Source organism: Nocardioidaceae bacterium SCSIO 66511, assembly GCA_023100825.1.
Lineage (GTDB): Bacteria > Actinomycetota > Actinomycetes > Propionibacteriales > Nocardioidaceae > Solicola.
Genome location: CP095846.1, coordinates 224,879 through 241,387 on the forward strand (window position 1 = coordinate 224,879; position 16,509 = coordinate 241,387).

At 65.4% G+C, this 16,509-nt stretch carries 15 protein-coding genes; 3 read left to right on the top strand and 12 right to left on the bottom strand.

Translation table 11 applies throughout. From position 1 onward, the window contains the following. Positions 1–77: 77 nt before the first annotated feature. Genes MU582_01015 through MU582_01040 form a run of 6 tightly spaced genes read right to left on the bottom strand, consistent with a single transcriptional unit; the run spans position 78 to position 7,587 of the window. Positions 78–2,120 carry a CocE/NonD family hydrolase gene (locus tag MU582_01015; protein UPK75250.1) on the bottom strand — a complete coding sequence of 681 codons (2,043 nt, stop codon included), beginning with the start codon at positions 2,118–2,120 and terminating at the stop codon, positions 78–80. After that, positions 2,117–3,112 (bottom strand): ABC transporter ATP-binding protein, encoded by a 996-nt coding sequence (locus tag MU582_01020; GenBank protein UPK75251.1) that lies wholly within the window; start codon positions 3,110–3,112, stop codon positions 2,117–2,119. Before MU582_01020 ends, MU582_01015 begins: the two co-directional genes overlap by 4 nt. Beyond that, the gene (locus tag MU582_01025) at positions 3,109–4,140 is read right to left on the bottom strand and encodes an ABC transporter ATP-binding protein (GenBank protein UPK75252.1); all 1,032 of its coding nucleotides are present in this window, start codon (positions 4,138–4,140) and stop codon (positions 3,109–3,111) included. Before MU582_01025 ends, MU582_01020 begins: the two co-directional genes overlap by 4 nt. Further along, positions 4,137–5,030, bottom strand: a complete 894-nt coding sequence (locus tag MU582_01030) for an ABC transporter permease (GenBank protein UPK75253.1) — start codon at positions 5,028–5,030, stop codon at positions 4,137–4,139. Before MU582_01030 ends, MU582_01025 begins: the two co-directional genes overlap by 4 nt. Further along, positions 5,027–5,977 (bottom strand): ABC transporter permease, encoded by a 951-nt coding sequence (locus tag MU582_01035; GenBank protein ID UPK75254.1) that lies wholly within the window; start codon positions 5,975–5,977, stop codon positions 5,027–5,029. Before MU582_01035 ends, MU582_01030 begins: the two co-directional genes overlap by 4 nt. Then, positions 5,977–7,587 (bottom strand): ABC transporter substrate-binding protein, encoded by a 1,611-nt coding sequence (locus tag MU582_01040; GenBank protein ID UPK75255.1) that lies wholly within the window; start codon positions 7,585–7,587, stop codon positions 5,977–5,979. Before MU582_01040 ends, MU582_01035 begins: the two co-directional genes overlap by 1 nt. Positions 7,588–7,651: 64 nt before the next feature. Between MU582_01040 and MU582_01045 the strand changes: the two genes are divergently transcribed. Continuing rightward, positions 7,652–8,293 carry a TetR family transcriptional regulator C-terminal domain-containing protein gene (locus MU582_01045; protein ID UPK75256.1) on the top strand — a complete coding sequence of 214 codons (642 nt, stop codon included), beginning with the start codon at positions 7,652–7,654 and terminating at the stop codon, positions 8,291–8,293. Between the two features lie 135 nt (positions 8,294–8,428). Here the strand turns inward: MU582_01045 and MU582_01050 are convergent, their stop codons facing one another. The 5 genes from MU582_01050 to MU582_01070 are packed head-to-tail and all read right to left on the bottom strand — an operon-like array spanning position 8,429 to position 13,204. Then, positions 8,429–9,409 (bottom strand): glycine betaine ABC transporter substrate-binding protein, encoded by a 981-nt coding sequence (locus MU582_01050; protein UPK75257.1) that lies wholly within the window; start codon positions 9,407–9,409, stop codon positions 8,429–8,431. 27 nt (positions 9,410–9,436) lie between these two features. Next, positions 9,437–10,231, bottom strand: coding sequence for an ABC transporter permease (locus MU582_01055; protein UPK75258.1), 795 nt, complete (start codon positions 10,229–10,231; stop codon positions 9,437–9,439). Then, positions 10,228–11,220 carry a betaine/proline/choline family ABC transporter ATP-binding protein gene (locus MU582_01060; protein ID UPK75259.1) on the bottom strand — a complete coding sequence of 331 codons (993 nt, stop codon included), beginning with the start codon at positions 11,218–11,220 and terminating at the stop codon, positions 10,228–10,230. The genes MU582_01055 and MU582_01060 overlap by 4 nt, the downstream gene beginning before the upstream one ends. Continuing rightward, positions 11,217–11,861: an ABC transporter permease gene (locus MU582_01065; protein ID UPK75260.1), complete on the bottom strand. Its 645-nt coding sequence runs from the start codon at positions 11,859–11,861 to the stop codon at positions 11,217–11,219. Before MU582_01065 ends, MU582_01060 begins: the two co-directional genes overlap by 4 nt. Further along, positions 11,858–13,204 (bottom strand): amidohydrolase family protein, encoded by a 1,347-nt coding sequence (locus MU582_01070; GenBank protein UPK75261.1) that lies wholly within the window; start codon positions 13,202–13,204, stop codon positions 11,858–11,860. The genes MU582_01065 and MU582_01070 overlap by 4 nt, the downstream gene beginning before the upstream one ends. An 85-nt stretch (positions 13,205–13,289) precedes the next feature. On the opposite strand from MU582_01070, the gene MU582_01075 reads away from it, so the two are divergent. Then, positions 13,290–14,942 (top strand): CocE/NonD family hydrolase, encoded by a 1,653-nt coding sequence (locus MU582_01075; protein ID UPK75262.1) that lies wholly within the window; start codon positions 13,290–13,292, stop codon positions 14,940–14,942. Beyond that, the gene (locus MU582_01080) at positions 14,942–15,598 is read left to right on the top strand and encodes a GntR family transcriptional regulator (GenBank protein UPK75263.1); all 657 of its coding nucleotides are present in this window, start codon (positions 14,942–14,944) and stop codon (positions 15,596–15,598) included. The genes MU582_01075 and MU582_01080 overlap by 1 nt, the downstream gene beginning before the upstream one ends. Here MU582_01080 and MU582_01085 read toward each other — a convergent pair. Then, positions 15,592–16,221 carry a superoxide dismutase gene (locus tag MU582_01085; protein UPK75264.1) on the bottom strand — a complete coding sequence of 210 codons (630 nt, stop codon included), beginning with the start codon at positions 16,219–16,221 and terminating at the stop codon, positions 15,592–15,594. The genes MU582_01080 and MU582_01085 overlap by 7 nt on opposite strands. Positions 16,222–16,509 lie beyond the last annotated feature (288 nt).

The window sequence follows — 16,509 nt, forward strand, 5'->3', positions numbered from 1 at the left end:
CGGATACTCACACCGATCCCGAACCGAAACAACGGCGACCCGCCTGGCACCCACCGAACCACGTCATACCGCCGGCGTTAGGTGTAATCGCGTGCGAAGGACATTTCCCAGCGTCGTGTGAAGACTTCGTGGTCGTCGCTGTAGGCGTGTAGTTCCGTGGTTACGTAGAAGGTGTCGGTGTCGCAGGTCATCTGGGCGGTCGCTTCGATCCGCGTTCGCCAGGTGCCGCGCTCGATTTTGATCTCGCGTTCGGACGTTGCACGTGCGGCCGTGGGGTCGGTGTCCTCGATGTCGAATGTGTCGCGTTCCCATGCCCAGTGGGTAAGGCTGCCGTGTTCCTCGGGAAGGCGGTCGCCACCGCTGTTCTCGTACACGACCGTGGTACGCCCGCTGGCGAGGTCGCGGGTGACGGTTCCCGTTTCGTCGGCGGGGAGCTTGGTGTGTGAGTACGCGGCCTGTTCGGGAGCGGTGAACGGAAAGGGCACCTCTGCGGCTGGTACGTGGACGGGCAGGTGCACGGCGGACTGTGCGGCGGTGACTCCGAGCGTGACGGGCGTCGGCGACGGCCACACCATCGGCCAGAGAGTCGGCGCAATCGCTATGCGCAGTCGGTGACCGGGCGGGACTTTGTATCCGATCGCGTGCAAGGGAAAGCGGACGGTGATAGGTGTGTCGACCGGCACGTCCGTTGGTTCTTCGTGTGAGTCGCGGTGTGCGAGGTTGAGCAGTCCGCGGGTGATTAAGGTGGCCGTGCCGTCGGGAGCAACGTCGACGAGGCGGACGGCGACCATGGCACGGGGGCGGTTTGAGGTCAGAGTCAGTTCGGCTTCGGGAATGCCGAGAATGTCGAGTGGTTCGTCGAGGGGGCCGGTGTCGAAGCACAGTGCGTAGCCGTCGTCGATGCGCTGGTCGACGGCTTGTTCGTACGACAGGGAGTACCCGATCGAGCGCCCGCCTGCGATGCCGTGTGGTTGTACCGAGGTCACCGACAGGGTGCGGTCGTCGTTGGTTGCTTCGCCGTTCACGACCGCGGTTTGTTGTGAAGTCAAGCGTGCCGGCTGGACTGTCACGTGTTCGGACGGCCAGTGCTGGTCGGCCAGCCATCGTCCTGGGCGCTCGTCGTAGGACGCCCGCGGCGGCACGGTGTCTTGTAGATAGCTCAGGAGCACCGGTTCGTCCTCGATGCCGTTCGGCTCGTCCTTGAGCCAGCGATCCCACCAGCGCAGTGCCTCTTGGAGGAAGCCGATCTGCGGCCCGGGAGGCGCGACCTGCGGCCAGAGATGTACCCAGGGGCCGATGATGCCGCGACGTGGCACGGTCAGCGTGGCGAGCATCCGCAGGACCGCGTCGCGGTAGGCGTCTGCCCAGCCGCTGACGAGCATCACGGGACATTGGATTGCTTCGGGGTTCTCGCATACGGAGCCGTGCTGCCAGAACTCGTCGCGCCGCTGATGCGTCATCCACGTGTCGATGAACGGCGGTGTGGCGTCGAGGCGCTGCTTCCATGCGTCGAGCCAGCCGTCGCCCCACACGTTGGGGTCCGGCGGGCGCGCGTCGTAGGCGAGCATCGTCGTCGCCCACGACAGTTGCTGGTCGGCGAGGAGTTGGCCGCCGAAGTAGTGGACGTCGTCGGCGTAGCGGTCGTCGGTCGAGCACAGGGTGAGGACCGCAGCGAGTTCGGGTGGCTGTTCGGCGGCGATCTGGAGTCCGTTGAATCCGCCCCAGGAGATTCCCATGATGCCGACCTTGCCGAGGCACCACGGTTGCGCCGCGATCCATGCGATCGTCGCGACGCCGTCGTCGAGTTCTTGTTGGGTGTACTCGTCTTCGATGACGCCTTCGGAGTCGCCGGTGCCGCGCAGGTCGACGCGGACGACGGCGTACCCATGGCCGGCGAAGTACGGCGCCTTGGTGGCATCGTCCTGATGGGTTCCGTCGTTCTTGCGGTAGGGGATGAACTCGAGGATCCCGGGTACGGGGTTGTCAACAGCGTCCTCGGGCATCCAGATGCGGGCCGCGAGCCTGGTGCCGTCGGGCATGGGGATCCAGGTGTGCTCGGTCTCGGTCACGGAGCGGGGAAATGTGTCCAGGGGACGATCGGTGATCGCGGGCGAGGTCATGTGGTCGGTTCCTCCTTGGTGGCGTCGAGTACCTGGCTGCTGAGGTGACACGCGGAACGCCGAACCTCGGCGACGGGGAGTAGTTCTGGCGTCTTGGTGCGGCACCTGTCGAACACCAGGGGACATCGGGTATGGAAGCGACACCCCGGCGGTGGTGTGCGCGCACTGGGAATCTCGCCGCCGAGCAGCGGCTGGTCGCGGACGCGCGTCGGATCGGCTTCCGGGACCGCGTCGATCAGGGCGCGGGTGTACGGGTGCGCGGGGTGGTGTAGCACGTCGCCGACCGGCCCGAGCTCGACGATCGAGCCGAGGTACATGACCGCGATCGTGTCGGCGGCGAAGGCGACCGTGTTGAGGTTGTGCGTAACGATCATGGAGCCGATGCCGGACTCGGTCGAGACGTTCTTGATCAGATTCAAAATGTCGCCCGCCGCGGACACGTCAAGCCCGGCGGTGGGCTCGTCGGCCACCAGCAGCTTCGGCCGCAGCGCGAGTGCTCGCGCAATACCGACCCGGCGTGCCTGACCACCCGACAGTTCGTGCGGATACTTGTCCGCCTGCTCGGGGTTGAGACCCACCATTTCGAGCAGTTCGCCGGCGCTCCACCGCTCGGTCCGGGGGATCCGGTGGATCCGGTATGGCTCGGTGAGCAACGAGCTCACCTTCGATCGTGGGCTCAGGCTGCCTTGCGGATCCTGATGGACGAACTGCGCGGTGCGTCGCAGCCGCCGCCGGCTATCCCCTGTCAGGTGACGTACGTCGATTCCGTCGACGGTGATCGAGCCGTGGGTCGCAGGCGTGAGGCCGAGCATCGAGCGCGCCAGCGTGGTTTTGCCCGACCCCGATTCGCCGACGAGCGCGAGCCGCTCCCCGAACTGCATCGCGAGCGAGACATCGTTCACGGCCTGGACGGCGGGCGTACGGTCGAGCAGGGAACGGCGCGAGAAGTGGGTCGACACCGCCTTCGCCGACACAAGGAGAGATTCGCTCACTGTTCCGCCCCCACCACGAGATCGGGCTGTGCTCGGTACTCCGACTCCGGGTCGTGGATCAAACACCGGGCGACCCCGCCGCCTGCCGGTAGGAGCGCGGGCTCCGCGGCCGTGCACGCGTCGCGTACGGCGCCGCATCGGGGAGCGAACACGCAGCCGGGCAGTTCGTCGGTCAGCGACGGTGGACGGCCCAGAATCGTCGCGAGATTGTCCACTCGGCGCCGCCAGGACGGCACTGCCTCGAGCAGGGCCCGCGTGTACGGGTGCTGCGGTGACGCGTACAGCTGGCCGGTCGGCGCCGACTCGACGACGCGGCCGCCGTACATGATGGTGACCGCGTCGCACAACTGGGCGACGGATCCGAGGTCGTGAGACACGAATACGATCGCGGTGCCGTGGTCGTCGCGAAGTTTGCGCAGCAGCGTGAGGATCTGCGCCTCCATCGTGACGTCGAGCGCCGATGTCGGTTCGTCGGCGATCAACAGTTTCGGCTTCAGCAGCAGGGCCATCGCGATCATCACACGTTGGCGCTGCCCGCCGGACAGCTCATGCGGATGGGCCGCCATCGCGGCCGCGGCATCGGGGATGCCGGCCTCGGTCAGCGTCGCCTGTGCGAGTCGACGTTGCTCGCGACGTGATCCGCCGGTGTCGTGGGCGGCTTGGACGATGCAGAGCTGATACCCGACGGTGAATGCAGGGTTGAGGCTAGTGAACGGGTCTTGGAAGATCATCGACGCGCCGGGTCCGCGAAGCCTGCGCAGCTCCTCGCCGCCGATAGCCGCCACATCGGTTCCGCACACGTCAACGGTGCCGGCAGTGATTGAGCCGCCGGGCGGGAGGATGCCCAGGATGGCGGCGGCAAGGGTCGACTTGCCACAGCCGGACTCTCCGACGACACCCATGATCTCGCCGGGTCCTACGTCGAGATCGATGTCGCGCAAGGCGGCGTACTGCCGACCTGCCATGCGGTACGCAACGCCCAGGTCCCTTACCTGCAGTGCCGGTCTTGTTTCGATCGCGTTCGTCACAGCGCCTCGCTCTCGGAGTCGGTGCGTACATCGAGCACGTCGCGCAGCCGTTCACCGAGGAAGGTGAAACCGAGCGTCACGATCGCGAGAGTCAGGCAGGTCCACACCACGGGCCACGGTGACAGGAAGATCCGCTCGAAGCCCTCATTGAGGATGACGCCCCAATCCGGCGTCGGCGGCTGCACTCCTAGACCGAGGAACGCAAGGCCCGATTCGACGGCGACCGCGGACGGTATGTTCATTGCAGTCAGCACGAGCAGCGGCGCAACGACGTTGGGCAGCACGTGGACGAACAGGATCCGGAGGCGACCTGCGCCGAGACTGCGTTCGGCGTCGATGTACGCGTTCTGCTTGACGGTGAGCACCGACGCGCGCGTGACGCGCGCGAAACCCGGCACCATGGCGACGCCGATGATGAGGATCATGCCGGTCGTCGATGAGCCGAGCAGCGCGAGGACGGTCAGCGCGAGAATCACCGCGGGGAACGACTGCACCGCGTCGAAGACGATCACGAGGACGGTGTCCACGATGCCGCCGAGGTATCCGGCGATGAGTCCGAGGAGAACCCCGATCAACAGGCCGATCAGTACAGACACTCCGGCGATCTTCAGGGCGATGCGTGTGCCGCCGATGATCCGTGACAGCAGGTCGCGCCCGAGCTGGTCGGTGCCGAGCCAGAAGTCGGTCGAGGGTCCTTCCATGCGGCGGGGAACGTCGATCGCAGTCGGGTCGTACGGCGAGATCCACGGTGCGAAGATCGCGACCAGGATGACCATACCGACGACGACAATGCCGAACGTGCCGGCGCCGCTGCGGGCGACTCGGCGCACGAAACGCCCCGGAGCGCTGAATCTGCTCGGTCGTGTCGACGCGGCAACTGAATCTGTCATGACGCCGCCCCCTCCTTGGTACGCGGGTCGAGGGCTCGGTTCGCGAGGTCGGCGAGCAGATTCGCGACGACGAACAGCACGGCGATGGTGACCACCCCGCCGCGGATGACGGGATAGTTCCGGTCGGTGATCGCGTTGTAGACGAGCGTGCCCAAGCCGTCGCGCGTGAAGATGACTTCGATGAAGATCGCGCTGCCGATCAGCTCGCCGAGGGCGATGCCGAGGAGCGCCACCACCGGCATCATCGCGTTGCGGAGTGCGAGTTGGTACAGCACACGGCGCCTCGGGATTCCGTACGCGCGCGCGGACCGGATGTAGTTGGTCGACAACACCTCGAGCATCGAGGAGCGCACAATTCGGGCCAGGTACCCCACCCATACCAGGGCCAGCGACAGCACCGGGAGCACGAGGTGAGACAGGTAGTCGAGCGGGTCCGTCAAGTCGCCCGTACCGATGGCGGGAAACCACTCCAGCTGGACCGCGAACACCAGCAGGAGCAACAGACCGACGACGTACGCCGGGATCGAGAGGATGCCGACCGACGCCGTACCGACAATCCGGTCGAGCCATCCACCGGGGCGGTTGGCCGAGACGACGCCGAGTAGAAGCGAGCCGACGATCGCCACGCACAACGAGCCCACCGCGAGCAACAGGGTATGCGGTAACGCCTTGCCGATAAGGGACATCACCGGCTCGCGGCTCACAAAATCACGGCCGAGGTCACCGTGAGCGGCGCCGACGATGAAGTCCCATATCTGCGCCGGTATCGACGAGTCCAGACCCATCTCCTCGCGCGCCCGAGCCGACAGCGCCGGCGGCGCCTTTGGCCCCAGCATGAGCCGAACCGGATCTCCCGGGAGGATGTGCACCAGTACGGAGACCGCGGCGAGGAGAAGGAGAACGACCACGGCGGCCGACAGGATCCTGCGAAGCGTGTACGAGAGCATCAGGCCTGTTTCCTGAAGTTCCACGGCAGCATGCGGCCGTCTTTGCCGATGCTCGGCGCGACCTCGGTGTTGCCGGCGTAGGTCGTCGTCTGCCAGGTCACCCACACGGTGTTGCAGGCATCGTCCCAGCGGCGCTGCATCTCCACGTAGAGTCGATCACGTTCGTCCTCGTCCAACGTGCGGGTGGCACGGTCATTGAGGTGGTCGAACGTCTTGTCGCAGTAGCTTTGGTAGTTCCACTTGTCGATCTGGCTACACGTGAACCACACGGTGGAGTAGAACGGATCGGGCAGTCCGTTGAAGCCGGCGTAGAAGATCTCCCGCGCCGCCTGCACCCTGCCGCCGAGGGTGTAGAAGGTGCCGGGCTCCTGCATGGAGATCTCACTCGCGATTCCCGCTTCTCGCAGATTCGCCTGGACTACCTGCAGGACGACGTCCGACGCCTCCTGGTCGGTCGCGGCCGTCAGATTGAACGTCGTGTCGGTTGCACCCGCCTCGGCCATCAGCTCGCGCGCACGCTCAGGGTCAGGCTTTCGTACGGGGGCGTCCTCCCAGTAGCCGATTCCCATGGTGGGCGGGACGATCGCCGTCGCCCGGTCGTAGGCATTGTCGAAGGCTGCGGCGAGGATCGAGTCGACGTCGATGGCGGCGCGAACCGCCTCCCGCACGCGTTTGTCTTGCAGCTTCTCGTGTTTCTCGTTCATACCTATGAACGTGTAGTCGAACGACAGGTGTCGATCGACGGCGAACCCGTCGTCGCCGCGCAGACGGGGTGCGTCGATCGGCGCGATCGCTCCGTAGTCGAGCTCCCCGGTCGTCAACCCGATCGCGGCGGAGTTGTCGTTCAGGATTCCCCTGATCTCGATCTCATCCCAGATCACCGGGTGCGCGTACTCGGAGTTCGAACCCGAATAGCCGTCGAACTTGCGCAGTAACGCGTACTGCCGCGGTTCCCATTCGACAAACTCGTACGGGCCGGTTCCGATCGGACTGGTGGCGTAACGATCTCCGCGCTCGGTCGTCGCCCGCTTCGACAGCACGAATCCGGAGAACAGCGGCAGCGTCGTCCGGAACAGCGGCGCGAACGGCGCCTTCAGGCGAATCTCGCCCGTGTAGCGTCCGGTCACCCGGACCTGCTCAAGAGTCCCCCAGTCGAGGGCGTACGGCGAACTCAGATGGTGACCGTCGACACCGGCGATGCGTTCGAACGAAAATTTCACGTCCTCGGCCGTGACCTCGCCATACCCTGCGTGGAACCGTACGCCCGGCCGGACACGGAACCGTATCCGCGTACCGTCCTCGTTGACGTCCATTTCCTCGGCAATCGTCGAGACGGAGTGCATCGTGCCGGGTGGATAACCCACCAGACCCTCGTACACGCAGACCATCAGCTCGTAGTCCGGCTGACCGACGGCGAACGCGGGATCGAGGTTCGACATCTCGCCGAGCTGGCGAAGCACGAGGCGCTTACCCAGGCCGTCCGAAGTCGACTCGACACCACATGCGCTCACGCCGGCGCCGAGTAGCACCCCGGCCGCCGCAGCGGCACGCAAGAACGTCCGACGGTCGACGGAGCCCGCGCGGGCTTCCAATCGCTGCGACCAAGCCATCGAACTCTCCAGCCATCTCTATCGGGCGCGTGCCCAATAGCGTATTGGACACTCATCCAATAGCATGGTCGCCATGACGTCAAGCCCTCCACCGCAACGCACCCGTAAGCGTCCGGCCGAGCGCCGCGCCGAGATCATCGACGCCGCCACACAGTTGGCGTTGACCGAAGGCCTTGAATGCATCACGCTTCGGCGCATCGCCGACATGCTCCAGATCCGGCCAGGCACGATCGGGCACTATTTCCCCGTCGCCGAAGACCTCGTCGCCGAGACCTTCGGCACCGTCGCAGAAGCCGAACTGTCGAGCCTCTTACCTCTAAACGAAGACGACACCCCAAAGCAGCAACTCGCGCGGTTCCTATCACTCGCGCTCTCCGCGAAGTTCCATGACGTCAACCGCCTCTGGCTCAACGCTCGCCACCTCGCGCGCTACCGACCAACCCTTCGATCCCGCGTCATCGTCCAAGGCGACCACTGGCGCGACCGACTCGCCAAACTCATCCAATCCGGCGTCGACGCTGGCGACTTCGACACCGCCCAACCTGAAACCGTCGCGCTGAAAATCCTGGTCGCCGTCGATGGCCTGAGCGCCGACCTCAATGCCGACCCGAAGCTGCCACTCGAAGTCCTTCTAATGGCAACCGACGTCGCCGAGAAGGAACTCGACCTGCCACACGGGTCGCTCCGCGATCCGGCAGTTCAATAGGTCTGGTCACCGATACATGTGCAGCACGGGACCGATGTTTCGGATTCATGCCCCAAACGCTTGAAGACATGTGCGCCAGGGCAGTTGGACCTGCCCTGGCGCACACGCAGTCGTTTAGCGTTCTTGCGTCCGGCGTCAGCCGATGAAGTCGTGCTCCTGCAGCCATTCCTCGGCTGCGTCCTCGGGCTGGAGGCCGTCGATGTCGACCTTCGCGTTGAGCTTCTGGATCGCTTCCTCGTCGAGCGCGGCGGCGATCGGGTTCAGTACCTTGGCGATGTCGGGGTTGTCGGCGAGGACGTCCTTGTTCACGTTCGGTGCGGGGTTGTAGATCGGGAAGAAGCTCTTGTCGTCCTCGAGCACGGTGAGGTCGAGGGCGGGGATGCGGCCGTCGACCGACGTCATGTCGCCGAAGTTGCAGGGGTTGCCCTCGGAGACTGCCTTCGGAATGGTGCCCATGGCGATGGTCTTGACTGCGCTGGAGGGCAGCTCGAACCCGTACTTCTTCTCCAGGCCGGGCAGGCCGTCGTTGCGGGCCTCGAACTCCGAGTTCACACACATGGAGGCGTCATCGGGGTTGGACTTGGCGAGTTCCGCGTAGTCGCTGAGGCTCTTGACGCCGAGCTCGTCGGCCTTGTCGCTGGCGACGGCGATCGCGTACGTGCTGTTGTACTGCGCCGGATCGAGCCACTCGATGCCGTTCTTCTTCAGGTCTTCCTCGGCGACGGCGTCGTACTGCTTCTGCGCATCGGGGATCGGATCGGTGTGCTTGAGGTAGCTGATCCAGGTGGTGCCGGTGTACTCCCAGTACATGTCGATGTCGCCGGACTTCAACGAAGCCTGGGTTGTGTTGCTGCCGGCCAGCCCGCACTTGCGGTTGACGTCGGCGCCGGCGGACTCGAGAGACTGCGCGGTGATCTCGCACAAGATGAGCTGCTCGGTGAACTCCTTGCCGCCGACGGTCAGGCTGGCGCCGTCGAGGTCTGCGTCTTCAGCGAGGTCGCCCGACTTGGCCTTGGGTTCGTCGTCGAGTCCACAACCGGTCAGAACGAGGCCGATTGCGGCCAGTGCGGCCAACGAACGCATCCGCAGCTTAGGGAGGTTGGTTGAGGACTTCATGGTTGCGATTTCCTTTCGGATCTTCATTCAGAGGCCGTGTGGCCGCAGTACGCGTTCGGCGATGCCGGCAAGCCAGTCGATAGCGAGTGCGAGGCAGGCGGTGAGTACGCCGCCGGTGATCAGGATCGGATCGCGCTGCAAGGTGATGCCCTTGTCGATCAGATCGCCGAGCCCGCCGGCGTTGGTGTACGTGGCAAGCGCCGCGCTGCCGACATTGAGGATCAGCGCTACGCGAATGCCGGCAAGGATCACTGGTACGGCGAGCGGAAGCTCCACCTGGAACAGTACGGCCGTCTTGGACAGGCCCATCCCGCGGGCAGCATCGACGTACGACGGATCGACCCGGTCGATACCGACGATCGTGTTGCGCAGCACCGCGAGGAACGAGACCAGGACAAGGGCGATGACGGCGTACTTGAAGCCGACCGAGAACCAGATCGCAAACAGCGTGAGCACGCCGATCGACGGAATGGCCTGACCGAAGTTGGCGATCGGGAGCACGACGGCCGACGCACGACGGATGCCGGGCCGGGTGAGGAGTACGCCGATCGGGATTGCGAGCACGACCACGATGGCGCTCGAGACCGCGACCAGCTCGAGGTGTTCGCCGACCAACGTGACGATCTTCTCTCGAGTCAGCTCGCGTGCCTCGATGTCATCGAGCGTGAGGCCCTGGATGTACACGTACAACGCGATCAGGGCCACGATCAACACGACCGGGATGAACCCGATATCGAAGTAGAACGCAAATCCCTTGCGTGGCTGGCTCTCTGCGGTCTCGATGTCCGTGTTGGAATCGAGAGTGCGCGTCAACTCACTCATGTCGAACCACCGCCGGCACCCGTACGGTCGAGCACCGTGCGCCAAGCCAGCTCGCCGACGACGCCGTTGTCATCCACAACGACAGCGACATCGTCGTGCGCCTGCAGCATTGCATCAAGTGCCGCGTGCAGACTCTGGTCGCGTCGCACAACGGCTGCTTTGCCCTGTTGATGCCGTGCTGTCAGTTCCGCACTCACCTCGCGCAGCGGCATCGAGCCGGCGGTTTCCAACCGCAGCAGGCGTACGGCCGCCCCGGCTCCGATGAAGGAGGCGACGAAGTCGTCGGCGGGGTTCGCGAGGATGTTCGCGGGAGTGTCGTACTGAGCGATGCGCCCGCCCTCGGCGAGGATCGCGATGCGGTCGCCGAGCTTGACCGCCTCCTGAATGTCGTGGGTGACGAACACGACGGTCTTCTGGATCTGCTGCTGCAAGGCGATGAACTCGTCCTGTAGGCGATCTCGAACGATCGGGTCGATCGCACCGAACGGCTCGTCCATCAGCATCACCGGCGGGTCGGCGGCAAGCGCCCGAGCGACGCCGACGCGTTGCTGCTGCCCGCCAGACAGCTGCTTCGGATAGCGGTTGCGGTACTGGGAGGGGTCGAGCCCGACGAGGTCGAGTAGCTCGTCGACCCGCTCCCGGGTGCGCGGTTTGTCCCAGCCCAAGGTACGAGGGACCAGGCCGACGTTCGACGCAACGCTCAGATGCGGCAGCAGGCCGACCTGCTGGATGACGTAGCCGATACGCCGACGCAGCTCGTCGGCATTCACGTGGGTGACGTTCTCGCCGTCGAGGTAGATCTCGCCGCTGGTGGGCTCGATCATCCGGTTGATCATGCGCATCGTGGTCGTCTTGCCACAGCCGGAGGGCCCCACGAGTACGACGATCTCGCCGGTGCGGATGTCGAGCGAAAGCTCGTCAACGGCGGGTTTGCCGACCCCGGGGTAGGTCTTCGTCACCCGGTCGAGTTGGATCATGGTGTCGGTCATCGGATGCCTCGCGGAGTGGTGAATCGAGCAATCAGGATGAACAGCAGGTCGAGTACGAGCGCGACGACCATGACGCCGACGACGCCGGTCAGTGCGGCGTTCAGCGAGTTCGCGCCGCCGATACGTGCCAGACCCTCGAAGATCAGGTTGCCCAGGCCGGGCCCGTTGACGGCGGCGGCGATCGCGGCGATGGCCACGCACAGGATCGTTGCGACCCGGATGCCGTTCAGTAGCACCGGCCACGCCATCGGCACGCGTACGACCAACATGCGTCGCCCGGTCGAAAGGCCCATGCCTTTGGCGGCCTCCTCTACCTCGGCCGGCACCGCCTCGAGACCCGTCACGACATTACGGAGGATGGGGTAGATCGCGTAGAGCGTGAGCGCGACGATCGACGGAAGCGCGCCCAACCCGAACGGTTTGATGAACAGGCCGAGCAGTGCGAATGACGGAATGGTCAGCATCGTGGCCGTCACGGTGAGCACTATCTGCCGCGGGATGGGTCGGCCCTGCACCAGCAGCCCGAGAACGATCGAGATCAGTGCCGCGATGCCGACGGAGATGAGCACGACCTGGATGTGCTGGAGCGTGTAGAGGACGATGTCGGCCCAGCGGTAGTCGAGATACTCCTGGAGCGTCACGACGTACGCCCGAGATCTTCGAGCGAGACCTCCGTCGCCGTGCCGGCGACCGGCCTGCCCTCTTGGAGTACGAGCCAGAAGCGGTCACGGTCGCCGAGAAGCTCCGGCTCCTGCAGCGGATCACCGTCAACGACTGCGATATCGGCGATCTTGCCGGGTTTGATGCTGCCGAGGTCGGATAGCCCCAATGCGTGCGCGGCTGCGGATGTCGACGCGACCAACGTGTCGTGAGCCGGCAGCCCGTGATGGATCATCCGCTGGATCTCGATCCAGGCTCCTCCGCGGCGCAGCTCGAGGTCGTCGCCGCCGAGAATGATCGGAACACCGGCTGCGTACGCTGCCTGCAGAGTCTTCTCTGCGGAGGCGATGTTGACCTCGGCGACCCGGTCGAGCTCACGTGTCGAGAACTGCTCGGTCGGGCCGTCGGTACCGACCTGTAGGTCGCGGCCGGCGAACACGTACTGACTGGAGAACGTGGGTACGAGCGCGATGTCGAGCTCTGCCATTCGCTCCAACAGATCGGGGCGTTGGTAGAGGTAGAAGCCGTGTTCGATCGTGCGCATACGCAGGTCGATCGCGATCTCGCAGCCTGCTAGCCCTTCGGCGTGCGCGACGACCGCGTAGCCCATCCGGTTCGCTTCCTCGACAGCGGTTTCGAGCTCGCCTCGGGTGAGCTGCTCGGCCATGCCGTGTGCGGAATCGTGCTTATCGCGGTTGACCCCCGCCTCGAGCTCGACCGAGCGTGCGCCGGTCGCCATCACCTTGATGAAGTCGGCCCCGCGCCGGATCTGCTCACGCACACCCTTGCGTACCTCGTCGTTGCCGTCGGTTGCGCGATACATTCCGTCGAAGATGACGTCACCGGGTGCGGTGCTCGAGATGATCAGGCCGCAGGTGAGGATGCGGGAGCCGCGGTACGCCCCGTAGCGCATCGCCTGCCGGTTCTCCATGACCTGATCGCCGTACGTACCCATGTCGCGCACGGTCGTGACGCCGTACGTCAAGAACTCGCGAAGTTTCGCGCCGAGTGCATGGCCGAGCGTGCCGGGGAGCACGGGCTGGACGCCGAAGCCGAGGTCGGGCACGGCTCCGATCGCGTGCAAGTGGCCGTTGATCAGGCCCGGCATGAGGGTTCGGCCGCCGAGATCGATGGTGGTGACACCTTCGGGGGCGCCGTCACCGCTTGCGCCGACGCGGGTGATCCGACCGTCTTCGATGAGGATGCCAGCTCGGTCCCGCACCGGCGTAGAGGTGCCGTCGAACAGTCGCGCATTCGTCAGCCAGACCGGCCGCTCGGGGCGGTCGTGGTGGGAGAACAGCAGCGCAGGGAGCTGGACTTCCATTGATCTCCTCTCGATCCCAGTCGCAACGTCGCCCGTACACTATCAGCCCATCGGTATACATCCATAGTGTTGGTATTCTTCTCAGGTGGACTCCAGCCTGGATGCGCTCGCGCCGAGGCCGCATCGTGAGGGTGCGGTGCGGCGGCCGTTTGCCGACGTCCCGAGCGATGCGCGCCCTTACGCGGTACGGATGCGCGACGGCGTACGGCTCGCCACCGACGTGTACCTGCCGACCGGCCGAGCCCCTTGGCCGGTGCTCCTGTCGCGCCTGCCGTACGACAAGGCCGGCGATGAGTGCTTCATGCCGGCGATCGCGCACTGGTTCAACGAGCGGGGCTACGCCGTCGTCGTACAAGACGTACGAGGAAAGATCCGCTCAGGTGGCGAGCTGGAGCCGTTTCGTTTCGAGCTCACTGACGGCTACGACACGATCGACTGGATCACCGAGCAAGATTGGTCTACCGGCGCCGTCGGGATGTTCGGCGACTCGTACTTCGGGTGGACCCAATGGGCGGCAGCGTCCTCTCAGCACCAAGCGCTGCGGGCGATCGCGCCGCGGGTGATCTCGGCGGACATCGGCGACGTCGTGACCCGAGGAGGCCAGTTCAGACTCGAGATGATGGGCCTGTGGGCGCTCGAGACGTGGGTCGACGAGTACCTCTACGGCTACGAGGACACCGTCGACTGGAGCGCTCGACCACTGAGTGAGGTCGTCCCGCAAGCACTCTCGGGACGCCGGTCGGAGTTCCTGGATCGTCTTGCTCAGGAGGGGGTTCCGGAGTCGGGGCAATTGTCTGTACGCGGTGACGTGCCGGCGCTGCATCTCGGTGGTTGGTGGGACATCGTGCGCGACGGACAGCTCGACACCTGGCGACGGGCGGCCGCTGCCGGCAAGGCGCCACAGTTCTTGGTCATGGATGCCGTCGACCACGGCTGGACCCGCCTCCGTACGCCCGGTGAGCCGTACGTCGACCCGTCCGCAGACCCGTCCGCGATGTCTGCGTTTCTCGAGGACTATCTCGGCCCGCTGGTGCCGTTCTTCGATCACTACCTCGCGGGTAGCGGCGCGTATGACGCGCCGCCGGTTCGCTGGATGCTCACCCACGCCGGCTGGCAGGCCGATGCCGAGTGGCCTCCAGAGCGCAGCGTGCCGATCGACTGGCACCTCACCGGAGATCGCCGCGGGTTGCTATCGCCGACACCCGAAGAGCGCGAGCAGGTTGTCGAGTGGATTCAGGAGCCCGACGATCTGGTGCCGAGCCTGGCACACGCGTACCACCCGCTCGTCGAGCCCGCAGACGACAGGGCGCTCGACGATCGCGGAGATGTACTGATCTTTCACAGTGATCCGCTGCCGTACTCGCTTGACCTGGCCGGGCCCGTCAGCCTGACCGCTTCGTGCGACTCGTCATCGCCGGACGCGCGGATCATGGTGAGCTTGTGCGACCTCACGCCGGACGGTTCTGCGCTGCGTATCGTCGACGGAGTCGCCGCGGTCGAGTCGCGCGCCCCGCTGACCGTACGTCTCGGCGACACCGGCTACCGGGTTCGGGCAGGACACAGGCTACGGCTGCAGGTGTCTGCGTCGGAGTTTCCGCGCTACCTGCCTGACACCGGCACGGGTGATGATTCGTGGACGGCGACGGAGTTTCTGGCGACCCATCATCGGGTGGTCATCGGCGGCGAGCGCGGCGCGCGACTGCAGTGCTTCGCCATACCAGCTAGGGGAGACGACTGATGAAGGGCTTTCACCCGCACCAGACCGCCAAGCCCACGTCGGTCAAGGTTCCTACGCGCGGACGTGTCTACGACACGCTCCGCAATGCGATCCTGCACGGCGAGCTCGCCGCCGGCACGAGCCTCGGCGAGGCTCAGATCGGCGAACGGATCGGTGTCTCACGTACGCCCGTACGCGAGGCCTTCGCCGAGCTCCTGAACCAAGGCCTCCTGGTCGAGGGCGCGCGACGGCAGGTGGTCGTCGCCGATCCGTCGCCTGAGTTGATCGCCGAGATCGTGCTGATGCGCGATGCGTTGGAGCCGGTGATCGCCCGAGAAGCCGCACAGCGGATGGATGTCTCGGACGTCGACCAGTTGCGCCTCGTGATGATCAGGGCGCGGCGCGCGATCGATGCCGGAGATGTCAACGCAGCAATGGATTGCGACGACGACTTCCATCTACACGTGCCAAGGTCGGTCGGGTTGGGCCTAGCCGCCGACGCCGTGCAGAGGTTCCGTGGCCTCACCCGGCTTGCCGTACGCGAGGCGGTCACCGACAGCGATGCACTTCGTACGATCGCCGACGAGCACGACGCGATCATCGAGGCGCTCGCCACCGGCGACGGAGAGCGAGCCGCCGAGGCGATGGCTGCGCACCTCGCATCGGCCCCCTACTGACCTGCGATCACCAGTTGCCCGGAATTCGTACGGGCACGCTCGAACCGCTCGGCGACTTCGGCCCAGTTCGCGAGATGCCAGAACGCCTTCACGTAGTCGGCCTTGACGTTCAGGTAGTCCAGGTAGAACGCGTGCTCCCACATGTCGAGCATCAGCAGTGGGACGACACCAACCGGCACGTTCGCCTGCTGATCGAAGAGCTGGAAGATCAACAAGCGCTGGCCGATGGAGTCCCAGCCGAGAACCGACCAGCCTGAACCCTGGATTCCCGTCGCCGTAGCGGCGAAGTGCGCTTGGAAAGCCGCGAAGGACCCGAACTGTTCGGCGATCGCCGCGGCGAGTTCGCCCTCCGGCTCCCCACCACCGTTCGGTGACAGGTTGTGCCAGAACACCGTGTGGTTCGTATGCCCGCCGAGATGGAACGCGAGATTCTTCTCGTGCAGGTTCACCGCGGCAAAGTCACCCGAGTCGCGGGCCTCGGCGAGCTTGTCCAGCGCGGTGTTCGCACCAGCGACGTACGCGGCGTGGTGCTTGTCGTGATGTAGCTCCATGATCTTGCCACTGATGTGTGGCTCGAGAGCTGCGTAGTCGTACGGCAGGTCGGGCAGGGTGTAGATGGTCATCTCTGAAGTCCTCTCGGTCGTCTCGAGATCGAACCTAGAACCTCAAGTCCAGCTCAGCTCAAGAATTGGTGAGGAGGGACACCTTTTGGGGTGAGCCCCCTCATCGCTTCAGTGCGCTGCGGTTCCCTTCTTTGGCGGCGACGACGCGGGTACGCGCCGGTGGCCGCCCCTTCCGCAATCTTCCCGCTTCACCGGTTGGCACCTTCACAAGTTGGTCGCTTCCGATCCTGTTATCCCTACAAAACAAGGTGGGTCGGTACTCACAGCTGTTGTCAGTTCTTGCGTCCT

What these genes read in the sequence shown, in the direction of transcription:
- MU582_01015 (UPK75250.1), bottom strand. Translation starts at nt 2,120, where the DNA reads ATGACCTCGCCCGCGATCACCGATCGTCCCCTGGACACATTTCCCCGC.
- MU582_01030 (UPK75253.1), bottom strand. Translation starts at nt 5,030, where the DNA reads ATGACAGATTCAGTTGCCGCGTCGACACGACCGAGCAGATTCAGCGCT.
- MU582_01035 (UPK75254.1), bottom strand. Translation starts at nt 5,977, where the DNA reads ATGCTCTCGTACACGCTTCGCAGGATCCTGTCGGCCGCCGTGGTCGTT.
- MU582_01040 (UPK75255.1), bottom strand. Translation starts at nt 7,587, where the DNA reads ATGGCTTGGTCGCAGCGATTGGAAGCCCGCGCGGGCTCCGTCGACCGT.
- MU582_01045 (UPK75256.1), top strand. Translation starts at nt 7,652, where the DNA reads ATGGTCGCCATGACGTCAAGCCCTCCACCGCAACGCACCCGTAAGCGT.
- MU582_01050 (UPK75257.1), bottom strand. Translation starts at nt 9,409, where the DNA reads ATGAAGTCCTCAACCAACCTCCCTAAGCTGCGGATGCGTTCGTTGGCC.
- MU582_01055 (UPK75258.1), bottom strand. Translation starts at nt 10,231, where the DNA reads ATGAGTGAGTTGACGCGCACTCTCGATTCCAACACGGACATCGAGACC.
- MU582_01060 (UPK75259.1), bottom strand. Translation starts at nt 11,220, where the DNA reads ATGACCGACACCATGATCCAACTCGACCGGGTGACGAAGACCTACCCC.
- MU582_01070 (UPK75261.1), bottom strand. Translation starts at nt 13,204, where the DNA reads ATGGAAGTCCAGCTCCCTGCGCTGCTGTTCTCCCACCACGACCGCCCC.
- MU582_01080 (UPK75263.1), top strand. Translation starts at nt 14,942, where the DNA reads ATGAAGGGCTTTCACCCGCACCAGACCGCCAAGCCCACGTCGGTCAAG.
- MU582_01085 (UPK75264.1), bottom strand. Translation starts at nt 16,221, where the DNA reads ATGACCATCTACACCCTGCCCGACCTGCCGTACGACTACGCAGCTCTC.